The sequence below is a fragment of the Allopseudospirillum japonicum genome, from assembly GCF_900108915.1.
Classification (GTDB): domain Bacteria; phylum Pseudomonadota; class Gammaproteobacteria; order Pseudomonadales; family Halomonadaceae; genus Pseudospirillum; species Pseudospirillum japonicum.
This window is the reverse complement of record NZ_FNYH01000001.1, coordinates 338,075-352,003: the sequence shown is the minus strand read 5'-3', so window position 1 is coordinate 352,003 and position 13,929 is coordinate 338,075. Positions and strand designations below refer to the sequence as shown.

The following is a 13,929-nucleotide window of genomic DNA, read 5'->3' as shown; positions in this document are numbered from 1 at the left end:
TTAACCAAGAAAGAGGATACACTACTTAGTGAGTTTCTTTTGTACTTGTGCACTGACGAGGGCTTCTACACGACGGTTTTCATAACGGCCTTCAGCAGTTTTGTTATCTGCGATAGGACGCTCTTCACCGTAACCAATGGCAGTGACACGCTCAGCTGCGACACCCAAGTCAATTAAACGCTGGCGTACAGAAGCTGCACGGCGCTCAGACAAAGCTTGGTTGTATTTTTTGCTGCCACGATCATCTGTGTGGCCTTCAACAACCACTTTTACTTGTGGGTAGGTTTGCATGAAGTCTGCTAGAGTATTGATGTCTGCATCAAATCCAGGCTTGATAATGGATTTTTCAGTATCAAATTGTACATCTAGACGCACAGACACTTCTTCTAGCTTAACGATTTGGCAGCCTTTTTCGTCAACAACTGCGTTAGCGACTGTGTTTGGACACTCGTCTTGATCGTCATACACCCCATCACCGTCAGAGTCGACTGGCATAGGCGCTTGTGCAGGCTCACCAGCAAAGGCAGAGAGGTAGCCTAGACTCAGGGCTGCAGCACCCTCAGTATCTTTTTCATCCATGTTGTGGAATGCACGTAAATCACCACGGATCTGGAAAGATTCGCCTAGCATTTTCTTGACACCACCACCCATGTTGAATTGAGTATAGGTGTCGTCATCTGCAGCGCCTTCGATATCAACTTTCAGGCCGCCAAAACCTGTGGCAACATAAGGCGTCCAGCCAGACATAGCAGCAAAGTGATATAGTGCATCTAAACGGTACTGAAGTGCGTCAACATCGGCTTTCGTCGTTTCGGTTTCACCCTCAAAGCTACCAACAACTGCCTCAAGACCAAAACGGTTATCAAAAGTATAACCGAAGCTTAATTGACCAAAATCAGCTTCGTCTAAACCACGGACGCTATCAAAATCATAAATACCACCGCCAACACCTACAGTGACCCCAGCAACACCTGCATCATCAGTTGCAAGTGCTAAAGGTGAACCTAAAAGTAATAGGGGAGCCAAAGCCAATGGGCGTAGCTTAGAAACGAAAGTAGGCAGCATAGAAATCTCCTTAATCCATATCACAGAACAGCATCTTTTGTTGTATATCAACAAGCTAGTATTACGCAAGCGCACATTCTTGATAACATTACCACAAAGCCTTGCTTGCTTCGACTAGATTGTTAATTATCAAGGATAGACTTGCGCTAATAAACGGCGCTGTATCAATTTTCTTTAACATTGAGGATATTTATGGCTTCCCAACGTCAATTTACGACTTTTGATAAGGCATTAATGCAGTTTGATACTTTAGTGAAAACCTTGGTCCCACAAGCAGCGACGGCTTATCGCGTTAATCCAGCAGACCAGATACAAGAACAGGATTTGAATGAAGATCAGAAGCGTCATGCTGCCGGTTTGATGCGCATTAATCACACAGGTGAAGTGTGTGCGCAAGCACTGTATCAAGGGCAGGCTTTAACCGCACGTTTGCCTGATACGCGTGAACAGATGGCGCAGGCGGCCCGTGAGGAAATTGACCATCTTGTTTGGTGTGCACAGCGTTTGCAGGAGCTGGGTGATCGTACAAGTTACCTTAATCCAGTCTTTTATGGTTTATCTTTTGGTATAGGTGCCCTTGCGGGTTTTGTGGGGGATAAATACAGCTTGGGCTTTGTCGCTGCAACTGAGCAACAGGTTTGCCTGCATTTAGATGAGCACTTTGCGGCTTTACCGGATCAAGACCATAAAAGTCGTGCTATTTTGCAGCAAATGTATACAGACGAGGCACATCATGCGGATTGGGCATTAAATGCTGGTGGCGTGGAGTTTCCGGCACCTGTGAAAGGGGCTATGACGTTAATGTCTAAAGTGATGACAGCCAGTGTGTATCGTATTTAGAAAAAGAATCGCGACACAAAAGTGCCGCGATTGTCAGCTTTTACGTCATGCTCAAGTGTGCTTGATAGGTACACTTGAGGTGATCTTAAGCTTGCGTTTTGACTTTATCCATATTGCGACAATAGAAAATCTCTAGCATTTCTTTGCGCAGGCGACGTTCAATGTCTGCTGCTTCTTCGAAAGTCAAATCTTGTTTAGTGATACCAAAAAGATAGTTATCTAGATCAAAATCTTTCAATAACATCTTGGTATGAAAGATATTTTCCTGATAAACGTTCACATCCACCATTTGGTATTGGCGTTTGGTATCTTCAGAAAGGTAATCTTGAATGGAAGTAATGTCATGGTCAATAAAGTGTTTACGTCCATTGACATCACGTGTGAAACCACGCACTCGGTAATCCATCATCACAATATCAGAATCAAAGCTGTGAATCAGGTAGTTCAGTGCTTTTAGAGGTGAGATCATACCACACGTTGAAACATCAATATCAAGACGGAAGGTGCTAATACCATTGTCAGGATGAGATTCAGGATAGGTATGTACAGTCACATGGCTTTTATCCAAGTGCGCAACCACAGCATCTGGCAAAGGTCCAGGGCCTACTTCAGTAATCGGGCCTGGGCCTGTAAGTTCATGCTCTGCAATCAGCATGGTCACGCTTGCGCCGTGAGGATCATAATCCTGACGCGCAATATTTAACACATGGGCTCCAATGATATTAGTAACATCTTTGAGAATCTGCGTAAGGCGTTCAGCATTGTATAACTCATCGATGTAGTCGATGTATTCGCTGCGTTGCTGTTCACTCTTTGCATAACAAATATCGTAGATGTTAAAGCTCAGGGAACTGGTGAGGTTGTTAAAACCATGAAGTCGAAGTTTGTCTTGCACGCCCGAGCCCCTTATTATCCAGGCAGTTGCAATCCACCCGACGTAAGTACGTCGGAACCCAATACATTTGTCATCTCTACCTATCAAGTGTCGATAGGCTAAGCAAATGCGCTCAGTCTTGTATCAAGTAAGCGCGCCTATTATGCCGTTATAAGCCCGTTTTTGCATCCTTGTTTTGTGGATTTCTTGTACTCCTTGTCGATCAAGACTTCACGAAAATGCATTATGCCTATCATAAGATGACACTTTATCGATGCAGCTTCTTGTCTATGCGTACAGGGCTTTCTTTTTGTGTAGGCAATCGCTAATCTTAATCTTTGTTTTTTTTTGAACGAGTGATCGCGTGACTTTGAATATTTCTAGCCCAAGTGTGCAACACAATCAAATCGCTACATTTCAACTAGAGCCTGCGAATGTACAACGTTTGGCTGATCTTTGTGGTTTACATGATGAGCACCTGCGTCAAATCGAACAGCGTTTACAAGTGACTATACGCAATCGTGGCCAAGATTTTCAGATCGCAGGTGAAGCGGCGCGGGTGAAAACTGCCTTTAGTTTATTAGAACACTTATACAAAGAAACAGCTCATGCGCAGCTTACTCCTGATATGGTGCACTTATTTTTGCAAGAATCCGGTTTAGAGGCTTTACAAGATGCTGGTTTACAAACAGATGCTCAGCAAGAACAAGTCATTATTCAAACACCCAAGTTAAGTGTACGTCCGCGTGGAGAAAATCAACAAGCCTATGTGCGTATGATACGCGGCCATGATATCAACTTTGGGATTGGACCTGCAGGGACAGGGAAAACGTATTTAGCGGTGGCCTGTGCAGTAGAAGCGCTTAAACGTGATCAGGTGAAACGTATTTTATTGGTGCGTCCTGCAGTAGAAGCAGGAGAAAAGTTAGGGTTTTTGCCTGGGGATCTGGCACAAAAGATAGATCCTTATTTACGCCCTTTGTATGATGCGCTATACGATATGCTTGGGTTTGAGCAGGTGGGTAAGTTAATCGAACGTAGTGTCATTGAAGTTGCGCCCTTAGCTTTTATGCGTGGTCGCACCCTCAATAATGCATTTGTGATTCTCGATGAAAGCCAAAATACAACACCAGAACAAATGAAAATGTTCCTTACTCGGATAGGTTTTGGTTCTACCGCAGTGATTACTGGTGATGTTACCCAAATTGATTTGCCACGCGGCAGTCACTCTGGCCTCATTCAGGTGATGCAAGTTTTAAGTGAGGTACAGGGCATCAGTTTTACGCGTTTTGGAACTCGAGATGTTGTGCGCCATCCTCTCGTGCAGCGTATTGTAGAAGCCTACGAAAGCTTTGAAAAAGACGATGAAGATTAACAACGACCTCTAAAATGAGTGCTTGGCTTTTATGATAGATCTTGATTTACAAATTGCTTACCCAGACGAAGAAAAAGCATCCACACTGGATCAGCAAGTGCAATGGCCTAGCCTAGCAGACTTTCAACTTTGGTGTGATTTAGTGATGCAAGGGCACCCAGCATACCAACATCATGCGTTAAGTATTCGCTTGGTCAATGGGGAAGAAAGTCAGCACCTTAACGCAACTTATCGTGGCAAAGACTACCCAACAAATGTGTTATCTTTTCCATTTGAGTTACCAGAAGACTTGCCGGAAGAAGCCCAAGCGGAATGTAACCTCTTGGGAGATATAGTGATTTGCGTACCTCAAGTAGTGCAAGAAGCGAAAGCACAGGGAAAGTTGCTGCAGCATCATTGGGCACATTTGGTGATACACGCATGCTTGCATTTGCTCGGTTATGACCATATACAAGAAGCGCAAGCTGAGCAAATGGAAGCTTTAGAGGTAAAATTGCTTGCGTCTTTAGGGATCGCCAATCCCTATGACGTTGAAGGGTATGAGGTTTAAAAGCCTGTGTTTTATATGCTAGCTGTGGATGGATAACATATGAGTGATGAGCGATCGAGTTCGACATCAAGTAGATCTTGGATGGAAAAAATTTTCACGGCTTTAAGTGGTGAGCCGCGTACTCGTAATGAGTTGTTAGAGTTCTTACGTGATGCAGAACAGCGCCTCTTGCTTGATGCAGAAGCGATGAGCATTATCGAAGGTGCGCTGCAAATCACTGAAATGCAAGTTCGTGAAATTATGATTCCACGCTCGCAAATGGTGGTCATTCGTGACGGGCAAACTCCCAGAGACTTCCTACCTACGGTGATAGAATCCGCACATTCACGCTTCCCTGTGATTGGAGAAAGTACGGATGAAGTCTTAGGGATTTTATTGGCAAAAGATCTGCTGCCGCTCATTTTGCACCCTGATAACAATAGCCAGTTGCAACTTGGTAAATTAGCGCGCCCAGCACTCTTTGTGCCTGAATCCAAACGTTTGAATACTTTGTTAAAAGAGTTTCGTGACACTCATAATCACATGGCTATTGTCGTGGATGAATACGGTGGTACAGCAGGCTTAGTGACCATTGAGGATATTCTTGAACAAATTGTTGGCGATATCGAAGATGAGCATGATGTTGATGATGAAGAAGGCGATATCAAACCTCTCAACCAAGATTGCTTTGTAGTGAAAGCACTGACACCGATAGATGATTTTAACCAGCATTTTAACACTGAGTTTAGCGATGATGAGTTTGATACTATAGGTGGCATTGTGATGCAAGCGTTTGGCCATTTACCGCGCCGGCATGAGCATATTCGTCTAGGGCAATTAAATTTTACCGTCTTAAGTGCAGATAACCGCCGTATCCGTTTGTTGCAAGTATGTGCTTCGCAAGAGGAAGATACTGCTTCAGCTAACGACGAAGAAAGCTAATCGACTGATGACGTCCTTGCGCGATACCCTGCACACCCTGATTCAGCAAGGTGTTGTATATCAGATCAGTCTTGCCCTATTTGCTGGCTGGCTGCTACCTTTCGCTTTCGCACCTTATGATGCTTGGTGGTGTGCGCCTCTTTCAGTTTATTTATTCCTACGTCGTATCTGTTTGGTCAAGCAGCTTAAATTAGCTGCTTGGTGTGGTTGGTTTTATGGCCTAGGCGCTTTTGGTGCAGGGGTTTCTTGGGTTTTTGTCAGCATCCATGATTATGGGGGTGCTGGCTTAGTCCTCGCCTTAGTGCTGACCAGCCTTTTTGTGATGGGGCTGGCTCTCCTACCTGCATTACAGGCAGTGCTTGCTTGGCGCTATTTGCGTCATTCGCGGGCTTTATATCTTGGTTGGGCAGGGCTTTGGGTACTTTTTGAGTGGCTACGTAGTCATTTATTAACAGGCTTTCCGTGGTTATTGCTGGGTACAAGCCAAGCTGAAACCTTGCTTGGTGCATGGCTACCTGTAGGTGGTGTGTTTCTAGTGAGTTTCTGGCTTGCTTTGAGTGCTTATGTTATGCATGTAATTTTTACTAGGCAATGGGCGAAAAAGCCTGTGTATTTGGGGCTAGTTTTGTTGCCTTGGCTAGGGGCATGGGGCTTACAGCAAGTCACTTGGAGTACCCCTAGTGGTGAACCTCTGGCTGTGAGTTTGATTCAGGCGAATATTCCTCAGTTGGAGAAATGGTTGCCAGAGCAAAGAATGCAAAGCCTCAAGCTTTATTACCAAATGACCGCTAAGGAAACTCAAGCAGAAGTAATCATCTGGCCAGAAACTGCAGTACCTGCCTTGTATCAAAATGCACAAGGTTACTTAAATCAAGTGCAAGAGGGGGCACTTGCTGCGCAAGCAACTTTAATTACCGGCATTCCATTTCGTACTCACCCAGAACAGAATCAGTACCATAATACCTTGATCGTTGTGGGCGAGGGTGCGGGTGTTTATCACAAACAAAAATTAGTCCCTTTTGGTGAGTATGTCCCTCTGGAAGCTTGGTTACGTGGGCTGATCCAATTTTTTGATCTGCCGATGTCGAGCTTTATTGCAGGTCCCAGTGAGCAAGCACCTTTAAGGGTACAAGGCCACCAAGTGGCGCCTTTGATTTGTTATGAAGCTGTCTATCCAGATTTTGCAGCGCAGCAAATTCGTAGTACGGATTGGATTTTGATGGTTTCCAATGATACTTGGTTTGGGGGATCTATCGGGCCTTGGCAGCACTTACAAATTGCTCAGGTGCGAGCGCGTGAACATGCACGCATGCTGGTACGAGCGACCAACAATGGTGTTTCAGTGATTTTAGATCCACAAGGTGGAATTGTGGTCCAAGGTGAGCAATTTGCACAAACTGTAATTCGAGGGCAAGTACAAGCTTATCAGGGAGAGACGCCCTTTAGCCGTTTTGGTTCTTTGCCAACTGGCGTACTTGCGCTATTTGCGTTAGCTTATGCCCTTTTCACACCCAAGACACAAGCGCGCCTGTTTTAGGAAATATTATGTCGGAAGTGATTTATCTTGCTTGTCCACGCTGTGGCAAGCCTAGCGTATTTGCAGCAACCAATCCGCATCGCCCTTTTTGCAGCCGTCAATGTCAGTTAATTGATTTTGGTGCTTGGGCTAACGAAGAGCACAAGCTGGCGGGGGATAGTGAATATCCTGATCAGAGCACGCATTCCACAAAGGAAACTTAAAAATGCCTTATTTATTGCAAGTAGATTTTCCTTACTCAGGTCCTTTTGGTACTGAAATGGTGCAAGCAATGCAAGCGTTAGCAGCAGATATTGCCCAAGAAGAGGATTTACTTTGGAAAATCTGGACCGAAAACGAAAAGATGCAACAAGCCGGTGGGGTCTACTTATTTGCGAATGAAAGCCGCGCCCAAGCTTATCTGGAAAAGCATCAAGCGCGCTTACAAGCTGCCGGTATCACAAAAATACGTGCGCATATTTTTGCGGTGAATACGGAATTATCGCTAATCAATCGCGCGCCTATCACTTAACATTTTAGTTATTAAAAAAACAGCGGATACCTGCAATCCCTTGTGCACCTAGCGCCTGTACCCGTGCCAAATGCTCAGCTCGCATACCACCTAAAGCATAGACGGGGACTTTGGCTTGTTGGCAAAAGTTTTGCAAGGCTTGCCAGCCTAAACCTGTAGTTTCTGGATGCGAATTGGTCGGTAAAATAGGCGAGTAGCAGACCCAATCTGCTTGTAACCTCTGTGCTTGCGCTAGTTGCTCTGGGGAATGCACCGCACAAGAGAGGAAGTAATTTTTTTCGATAGGGCGTTTGTTATATTGAGCTAATTGCCAAGCACATAAATGCACCCCTTGAGCAGGGATCTGCTGCAAAAGATCTGGCGTGGCGTTAAGAATGACGCGGGCTTGGTATTGATGTGCTAACTCAGTGGCGGCATATGCATACTTGAAATAGTCTTGTGCTTTGAGAGAGTGTGCACGAATTTGCACTAAGGGTTGGGGCCCTGCTTGCGTGAGTCCTTGTTCAAGCTGTGCTAACCAAGCAGACAAACCTTGCTGAGGCTCAGGCGTGATCAAGTATTGATCAGGCAAGCGTACCGCTTGTACAATCGCCTGATTGGCAGCAGGAAATGCATAATCTGCCAGTGTATCTAAAGCAACCCAGCGCACTTCTTGGCCTTCGCGTCCATAAGCCTCACCTTGGAAATCTAAGACTTGCCAGACATCAAGTAAAACCTGTTGATTAGCATAATCATGGCGCACTTGAATTAAAGGGCGGGCTTGCCGAATATGAATCCCCACTTCTTCTTCTAACTCACGCACAAGCGCCTGATAACCTGTTTCATAAACTTCGAGCTTGCCGCCAGGGAACTCCCATAGCCCGCCCTGATCTTGATGTGAATGACGACGTGCAATCAGAAGATGCGTATGATCACGAACGATGACTGCTACCGCGACGCGCACACATTTCGACATGATAAAGCCTTAAATTTTCTACTGAGGGAAGCAAGTGCCCAAGTCTTCAACAAGCGCGCTTAAGGTAGCTGTCCTTAGGAACGGTAATCTGCATTAATGCTGACATACTCATGAGAAAGATCAGAAGTCCAGACACTGGCATGCACTGTACCTCGAGCGAGTGCAATGCGAATTTTGATCTCTTCTTGTTGCATGACTTGGCTACCAGCTTCTTCTGTGTAGCTTGCTGCACGTGCACCAGCTTCGACAATACAGACATCATTAAGCCAGATATGAATCTGGTTGACATCTAAATTAAGGACACCTGCACGGCCGACAGCGGCTAAAATACGCCCCCAATTGGCATCACAAGCATATAAAGCCGTTTTCACAAGAGGGGAGTTGGCCACTGTAAACCCCACCTGAAGCGCCTCTTGCTCTGTCGTGGCTTGCTCAACACAAACCTCAACAAATTTGGTAGCACCTTCGCCATCACGTACGATAGCTTGTGCAAGTGCAAGTTGTAAGGTCTCCAAAGCCTGTTGGAAGGCTTGTAATGCAGCTTCGCTTTGTAAGTGGGCACCCTGACCAGAAGCGATTAAAATGCAAGCGTCATTGGTCGAGGTATCACTATCGACTGTGATGCGATTAAAGCTTTTTTGTACTGCGCGTGTATGTAGTTTTTGCAGTATTTGTGCATCGAGTTTGGCATCCGTAGCAATAAATGCCAGCATGGTTGCCATATTAGGCTGAATCATGCCTGCACCTTTGGAAATGCCGCTAAGATGCACATTTTGTCCGTCGATTTGGACGCACAAACTTGCCCCTTTGGGACGTGTATCTGTGGTCATAATACCTTGTGCTGCCTGTACCCACTGGTGTGCATCTAAGTTGGCATAGGCTTGTGGCAAAGCATGGAGGATTTTCTCTACTGGTAAAGGCTCACCAATGACCCCAGTAGAAAACGGAAGCACACTTTCGACTGGCGTTTGTGTTAACTTGGCAACCCCTTGACAAGTCGCCATAGCGTCTTCTAGACCTTGCGTGCCTGTGCCCGCATTGGCATTACCTGTATTGATGAGCAAATACAGTGGTCCTTGCGTATTTGTTTGCCAGTGCTTTTTCGCAATCTGTACTGGTGCAGCACAAAAAGCATTTTGTGTGAAAGTTGCAGCAATCTGGCTACCTGCTGCTGCTTCGATCAGTACAAGATCTTGACGCCCAACACGTTTAATCCCTGCACTTGTGATCCCTAAACGGACACCTTGAATGGGATAAAACTCAGGTAAAGGAAGTTCGCCAACGGCCATAAGAGTCGATCCTCAACAAATCACTTGGGCTGAAAAATAACACACAATAACAAACAAAAACCGCCTATTAATCAAAGAAGATTAATAGGCGAGAAGCTTAGTGTATGCGCATTAAAAAGAAAATGCACGTGTTGCGATTAGCTGAGCTTGCCGCAACATTGCTTATATTTTTTACCTGAACCACAAGGGCAAGGATCATTACGTCCTACCTTAGGGGTTTGACGTACGAAAGGTTGTGCAGGCGCCTCCGCTGAGGATTCCTCTTGGGTTTGTGCGTCCGCTTGAGCGTGTTGATACTGTGAGCTTGCTTGCTCGCGCGCGAGAGCTTCACGACGACGACGTTCGATCTCGTCCACATCTTCGGGCTGTTGTACTTGAATATGGCTGAGGATACGGATGACATCCTTTTTGATATCCATTAGCAACTGCTGGAAGAGCTCGAAAGCTTCGCGTTTATATTCCTGTTTAGGGTTTTTCTGTGCATAACCACGTAGGTGAATCCCTTGACGCAGGTGATCCATGGTGGACAGATGTTCTTTCCAGCGTGTATCTAAGACTTGCAGCATGACTTGTTTTTCAAACTTGCGGAACACCTCAGCACTGACACGGGCTTCTTTTTCTTGGTAGGTATTGACTAAAGATTCAAGAATACGCGCGCGCAAAGGCTCTTCGTACAGAGCTTTGTCTTCGTCGAGCCAAGTTTGAATAGGCAAGACGAGGTTGAATTCTGTTTGTAAGACTTGTTCTAAATTGGCAATTTGCCATTGCTCAGGCAAGCTTTGTGGCGGAACAAACTCATTGATGGTCTGGTGCAAGACTTCTTCGCGAATGGCTTCGATGGTTTCAGCGATATCGTCAGATTCAAGAATCTCATTACGTTGTTGATAAATCATCTGTCGCTGGTCATTTGCTACATCATCATATTCCAACAACTGTTTGCGGATATCAAAGTTGCGCCCTTCAACCTTACGCTGAGCGCGTTCGACGGCATTGGTGACCATGCGATGTTCGATGGCTTCGCCTTTTTCCATCCCCATCGCCTGCATCATATTGCGTACACGATCAGAAGCGAAAATCCGCATTAAATTATCTTCAAGGGAAAGATAAAAACGTGTAGAACCTGGGTCACCTTGACGTCCAGCGCGACCACGCAACTGGTTATCAATTCGGCGCGATTCATGGCGTTCTGTGCCTATAACATGTAGACCACCTGCCGCAAGCACGGCATCATGGCGGGCCTGCCAATCTTGCTTTAAAGCTTCGAAAGTTTCTGCGCTAGCGCCTTGCTGTTTGGCCGCTTCAGCTTCCCAATTACCACCTAATACAATATCTGTACCACGACCTGCCATATTGGTTGCAATAGTCACGGCACTGGGCTGCCCCGCTTGCGCGATAATTTCTGCCTCGCGTTCGTGCTGCTTTGCATTGAGTACATTGTGAGCAATTTTAGCTGCTGTCAGTTGACGACTGACGTATTCAGAAGCTTCGATCGAAGTGGTGCCAACCAGCACAGGGCGTTTTGCGGCTACTTGTGCTTTGATATCTTCAATGATAGCAAGGTATTTTTCTTCAATGGAAAGATAAATCAGATCATTATAATCGAGGCGCTGAACATCCCGATTTGTCGGAATCACCACCACATCAAGGTTATAAATCTGTCTAAATTCATAAGCTTCCGTATCTGCGGTTCCTGTCATACCAGAAAGCTTTTCGTAGATGCGGAAATAGTTCTGGAAAGTTGTCGAAGCAAGTGTTTGGCTTTCTGCTTGGATGGGGACGCCTTCTTTGGCTTCTACTGCCTGATGTAGGCCTTCACTCCAGCGACGTCCTGGCATGGTGCGTCCTGTGTGCTCGTCAACAATGACAATTTGTCCTTCTTGGACAATATAATCAACGTCTTTTTGGAAGAGTACATGTGCTCGCAAACCAGCGTTAATATGGTGTAACAAGCCAAGGTTGGCAGGTGCATACAGGCTTTCGCCTGCATTGAGTAACTCTTCTTGAACCAGTAACTCTTCTACAAGTTGATGGCCATTTTCAGTGAGTTCAACTGAGCGTTGCTTCTCATCAAGGATATAGTGGCCTTCTTCCGTTTCTGCATCCCAAGGACGCAAATGCGGAACTAGCGTGTTAATACGACGGTAGAGTTCAGAGCTATCTTCGGCAGCCCCTGAAATAATTAAAGGTGTTCGTGCTTCATCGATTAAGATAGAGTCAACTTCATCGACGATGGCATAATGCAAAGGGCGTTGTACCTTGTCTTCCACTGAAAACGCCATGTTATCACGCAGATAATCAAACCCATATTCATTGTTAGTGCCATAGGTAATATCTGCTTGATAAGCTTGACGTTTTTCGGCCGGATGCTGGCCCGAATGAATGATACCAACACTTAAGCCCAAAAACTCATACAAGGGGCGCATCCATTCGGCATCACGGCGTGCGAGATAATCATTCACCGTGACAATGTGCACGCCTTTCTCGGGTAACGCATTAAGGTAGGCGGATAAAGTAGCTACTAGCGTTTTACCCTCACCTGTACGCATTTCAGCGATATCGCCTTGGTTAAGCACCATGCCACCGATCAGCTGCACATCAAAGTGCCGCATTTTCATGACCCGTTTACTGGCCTCACGTACCACAGCGAAAGCTTCTGGTAACAGGGATTCTAGCGAGCTGCCTTCTTGTAAGCGTTGGCGAAACTCTTGTGTTTTGGCCTGTAATTCCGTATCAGATAAGGCGCTGATATCTGGTTCGAAAGCATTAATCTTTTTGACTAACTTACGTAAGCGTTTGATTTCGCGGTCATTTTTGCTGCGAAATAGGCGTCTAAACATAGATCCAATCATAAGAGCTCACTAATACAAGAAGCAAAAGGTCAAGGCTGAGCCAAATCCATAGAGGGAGAGGGCTAGCAGTTCGTTCGCAACGTGGTTACGCTAGAGTGCATCCTGTATGGTGCTCAGCATCCTAAAACCAGCATGATAACATGAATTCTAGCGAGCTGCGCCTTTGAGGCTGTACTAGCTCGCCTAGCTTTGATCAGCCCGTTTTATTCATAAAAGGTGCTGGGTTAATCGGTTTGTCTTTGTAACGGACCTCAAAGTGAACATGCGGGCCGGTGGAGCGCCCCGTATTACCCATAGTGGCAATTTTTTGCCCACGTGTAATGCGATCGCCTTTGCTCACATTGATTTTTTTGCAATGTGCATATCGTGTGCTATAACCATTCCCATGATCAATTTCAACGAGGTAACCATAGCCATAGCGGGAGCCTGCCCAAGTGACAACACCACCACCAACAGCGATAATAGGCGTGCCCTCAGGTGCTGCAATATCAACGCCTTCATGCCAGGTTGGACGACCAGTAAAAGGGTCTAGTCGGCGTCCATAAGGTGAAGAAAGCCAACCTTTAAACACAGGACGTCCAAAAATAGAAGTTTCATCCGCTAAGCGACGTGCATCTAAGAGCGCTTCTATCATTTCAAGCTGTTGTTGACGGTCTTCAAGTTGTTGATCTAGCGTATTTAAGGTGTCGTTAAAGGCAGGGAAACTTAAGCTTTCTTCTAAGAATGAAAAGCTCTCTGGTCCACCAACTGCAGGTGCCTGATCAAAATTAAATTCATCATCATCTAAGTCTGCAATATCGGTTAGGCGTTTACCTAAGGCATCCAAACGAATCAAACGGGTTTGTAAACTCGCAAGATGTACACGGAGTGCTTCTAGTTGACGCTCAGCATCCTCTTGTACTTTGGCTACTTTTTGCTTTTGCAATGCGAGCTCTTGGTGCAGTTGTTGCGCAGTTTCTGTCGTTGCAATTTCTTGATTTTTACCTAAATACCAATAAGTAGCCCAGCCACCTAACACACTGGCAATGAGTATGAAAAACAAGAAAATACAGGTGACAAAAAAACCTGAAATTTGAATATTACGCGAAGGTCCATGCGGGCTATCAAATAGCACTATGTTCATATAAACAGGCGCCTCTCATCAAAACTCTAGTGCTTTGTTA

13 protein-coding genes are annotated in these 13,929 nt (G+C 45.6%); 7 read left to right on the top strand and 6 right to left on the bottom strand.

Annotated elements, in window-relative coordinates:
• Positions 1–21: 21 nt before the first annotated feature.
• Positions 22–1,065 carry an OmpA family protein gene (locus tag BMX05_RS01585; RefSeq protein WP_093308194.1) on the bottom strand — a complete coding sequence of 348 codons (1,044 nt, stop codon included), beginning with the start codon at positions 1,063–1,065 and terminating at the stop codon, positions 22–24.
• Positions 1,066–1,257: 192 nt separating this feature from the next.
• Here BMX05_RS01585 and coq7 point away from each other — a divergent pair, with 192 nt between their 5' ends.
• Positions 1,258–1,905: a 2-polyprenyl-3-methyl-6-methoxy-1,4-benzoquinone monooxygenase gene (gene coq7, locus BMX05_RS01580; RefSeq protein WP_093308193.1), complete on the top strand. Its 648-nt coding sequence runs from the start codon at positions 1,258–1,260 to the stop codon at positions 1,903–1,905.
• 85 nt (positions 1,906–1,990) lie between these two features.
• Here coq7 and speD read toward each other — a convergent pair whose 3' ends face one another.
• Complete coding sequence (gene speD / locus BMX05_RS01575; protein ID WP_093308192.1) at positions 1,991–2,800, bottom strand: adenosylmethionine decarboxylase; 810 nt, start codon at positions 2,798–2,800, stop codon at positions 1,991–1,993.
• 355 nt (positions 2,801–3,155) lie between these two features.
• On the opposite strand from speD, the gene BMX05_RS01570 reads away from it, so the two are divergent.
• The 6 genes from BMX05_RS01570 to BMX05_RS01545 are packed head-to-tail and all read left to right on the top strand — an operon-like array spanning position 3,156 to position 7,673.
• Positions 3,156–4,154 (top strand): PhoH family protein, encoded by a 999-nt coding sequence (locus BMX05_RS01570; protein WP_093308355.1) that lies wholly within the window; start codon positions 3,156–3,158, stop codon positions 4,152–4,154.
• A 31-nt stretch (positions 4,155–4,185) separates the two neighbouring features.
• Positions 4,186–4,704, top strand: a complete 519-nt coding sequence (gene ybeY / locus BMX05_RS01565) for an rRNA maturation RNase YbeY (RefSeq protein WP_093308191.1) — start codon at positions 4,186–4,188, stop codon at positions 4,702–4,704.
• Between the two features lie 39 nt (positions 4,705–4,743).
• Positions 4,744–5,625, top strand: a complete 882-nt coding sequence (locus tag BMX05_RS01560) for an HlyC/CorC family transporter (RefSeq protein WP_093308190.1) — start codon at positions 4,744–4,746, stop codon at positions 5,623–5,625.
• Between the two features lie 7 nt (positions 5,626–5,632).
• Positions 5,633–7,162, top strand: a complete 1,530-nt coding sequence (lnt, locus tag BMX05_RS01555; RefSeq protein ID WP_093308189.1) for an apolipoprotein N-acyltransferase — start codon at positions 5,633–5,635, stop codon at positions 7,160–7,162.
• 8 nt (positions 7,163–7,170) lie between these two features.
• Positions 7,171–7,365 (top strand): DNA gyrase inhibitor YacG, encoded by a 195-nt coding sequence (gene yacG / locus BMX05_RS01550; protein ID WP_093308188.1) that lies wholly within the window; start codon positions 7,171–7,173, stop codon positions 7,363–7,365.
• 2 nt (positions 7,366–7,367) lie between these two features.
• Positions 7,368–7,673 carry a monooxygenase gene (locus BMX05_RS01545; protein ID WP_093308187.1) on the top strand — a complete coding sequence of 102 codons (306 nt, stop codon included), beginning with the start codon at positions 7,368–7,370 and terminating at the stop codon, positions 7,671–7,673.
• Between the two features lie 4 nt (positions 7,674–7,677).
• Here the strand turns inward: BMX05_RS01545 and BMX05_RS01540 are convergent, their stop codons facing one another.
• The 4 genes from BMX05_RS01540 to BMX05_RS01525 form a co-directional block, all read right to left on the bottom strand.
• The gene (locus BMX05_RS01540; protein ID WP_093308186.1) at positions 7,678–8,628 is read right to left on the bottom strand and encodes a Nudix family hydrolase; all 951 of its coding nucleotides are present in this window, start codon (positions 8,626–8,628) and stop codon (positions 7,678–7,680) included.
• A 74-nt stretch (positions 8,629–8,702) separates the two neighbouring features.
• Positions 8,703–9,917, bottom strand: coding sequence for a bifunctional glutamate N-acetyltransferase/amino-acid acetyltransferase ArgJ (gene argJ / locus BMX05_RS01535; protein WP_093308185.1), 1,215 nt, complete (start codon positions 9,915–9,917; stop codon positions 8,703–8,705).
• Positions 9,918–10,054: 137 nt separating this feature from the next.
• Positions 10,055–12,766, bottom strand: coding sequence for a preprotein translocase subunit SecA (secA, locus tag BMX05_RS01530; RefSeq protein WP_093308184.1), 2,712 nt, complete (start codon positions 12,764–12,766; stop codon positions 10,055–10,057).
• Positions 12,767–12,959: 193 nt separating this feature from the next.
• Positions 12,960–13,889 carry a M23 family metallopeptidase gene (locus BMX05_RS01525; protein ID WP_093308183.1) on the bottom strand — a complete coding sequence of 310 codons (930 nt, stop codon included), beginning with the start codon at positions 13,887–13,889 and terminating at the stop codon, positions 12,960–12,962.
• Positions 13,890–13,929 lie beyond the last annotated feature (40 nt).

Coding starts and splice junctions, on each gene's coding strand:
- BMX05_RS01585 (WP_093308194.1), bottom strand. CDS start 1,065: ATGCTGCCTACTTTCGTTTCTAAGCTACGCCCATTGGCTTTGGCTCCC.
- coq7 (WP_093308193.1), top strand. CDS start 1,258: ATGGCTTCCCAACGTCAATTTACGACTTTTGATAAGGCATTAATGCAG.
- ybeY (WP_093308191.1), top strand. CDS start 4,186: ATGATAGATCTTGATTTACAAATTGCTTACCCAGACGAAGAAAAAGCA.
- BMX05_RS01560 (WP_093308190.1), top strand. CDS start 4,744: ATGAGTGATGAGCGATCGAGTTCGACATCAAGTAGATCTTGGATGGAA.
- lnt (WP_093308189.1), top strand. CDS start 5,633: ATGACGTCCTTGCGCGATACCCTGCACACCCTGATTCAGCAAGGTGTT.
- yacG (WP_093308188.1), top strand. CDS start 7,171: ATGTCGGAAGTGATTTATCTTGCTTGTCCACGCTGTGGCAAGCCTAGC.
- BMX05_RS01545 (WP_093308187.1), top strand. CDS start 7,368: ATGCCTTATTTATTGCAAGTAGATTTTCCTTACTCAGGTCCTTTTGGT.
- BMX05_RS01540 (WP_093308186.1), bottom strand. CDS start 8,628: ATGTCGAAATGTGTGCGCGTCGCGGTAGCAGTCATCGTTCGTGATCAT.
- argJ (WP_093308185.1), bottom strand. CDS start 9,917: ATGGCCGTTGGCGAACTTCCTTTACCTGAGTTTTATCCCATTCAAGGT.
- secA (WP_093308184.1), bottom strand. CDS start 12,766: ATGATTGGATCTATGTTTAGACGCCTATTTCGCAGCAAAAATGACCGC.
- BMX05_RS01525 (WP_093308183.1), bottom strand. CDS start 13,889: ATGAACATAGTGCTATTTGATAGCCCGCATGGACCTTCGCGTAATATT.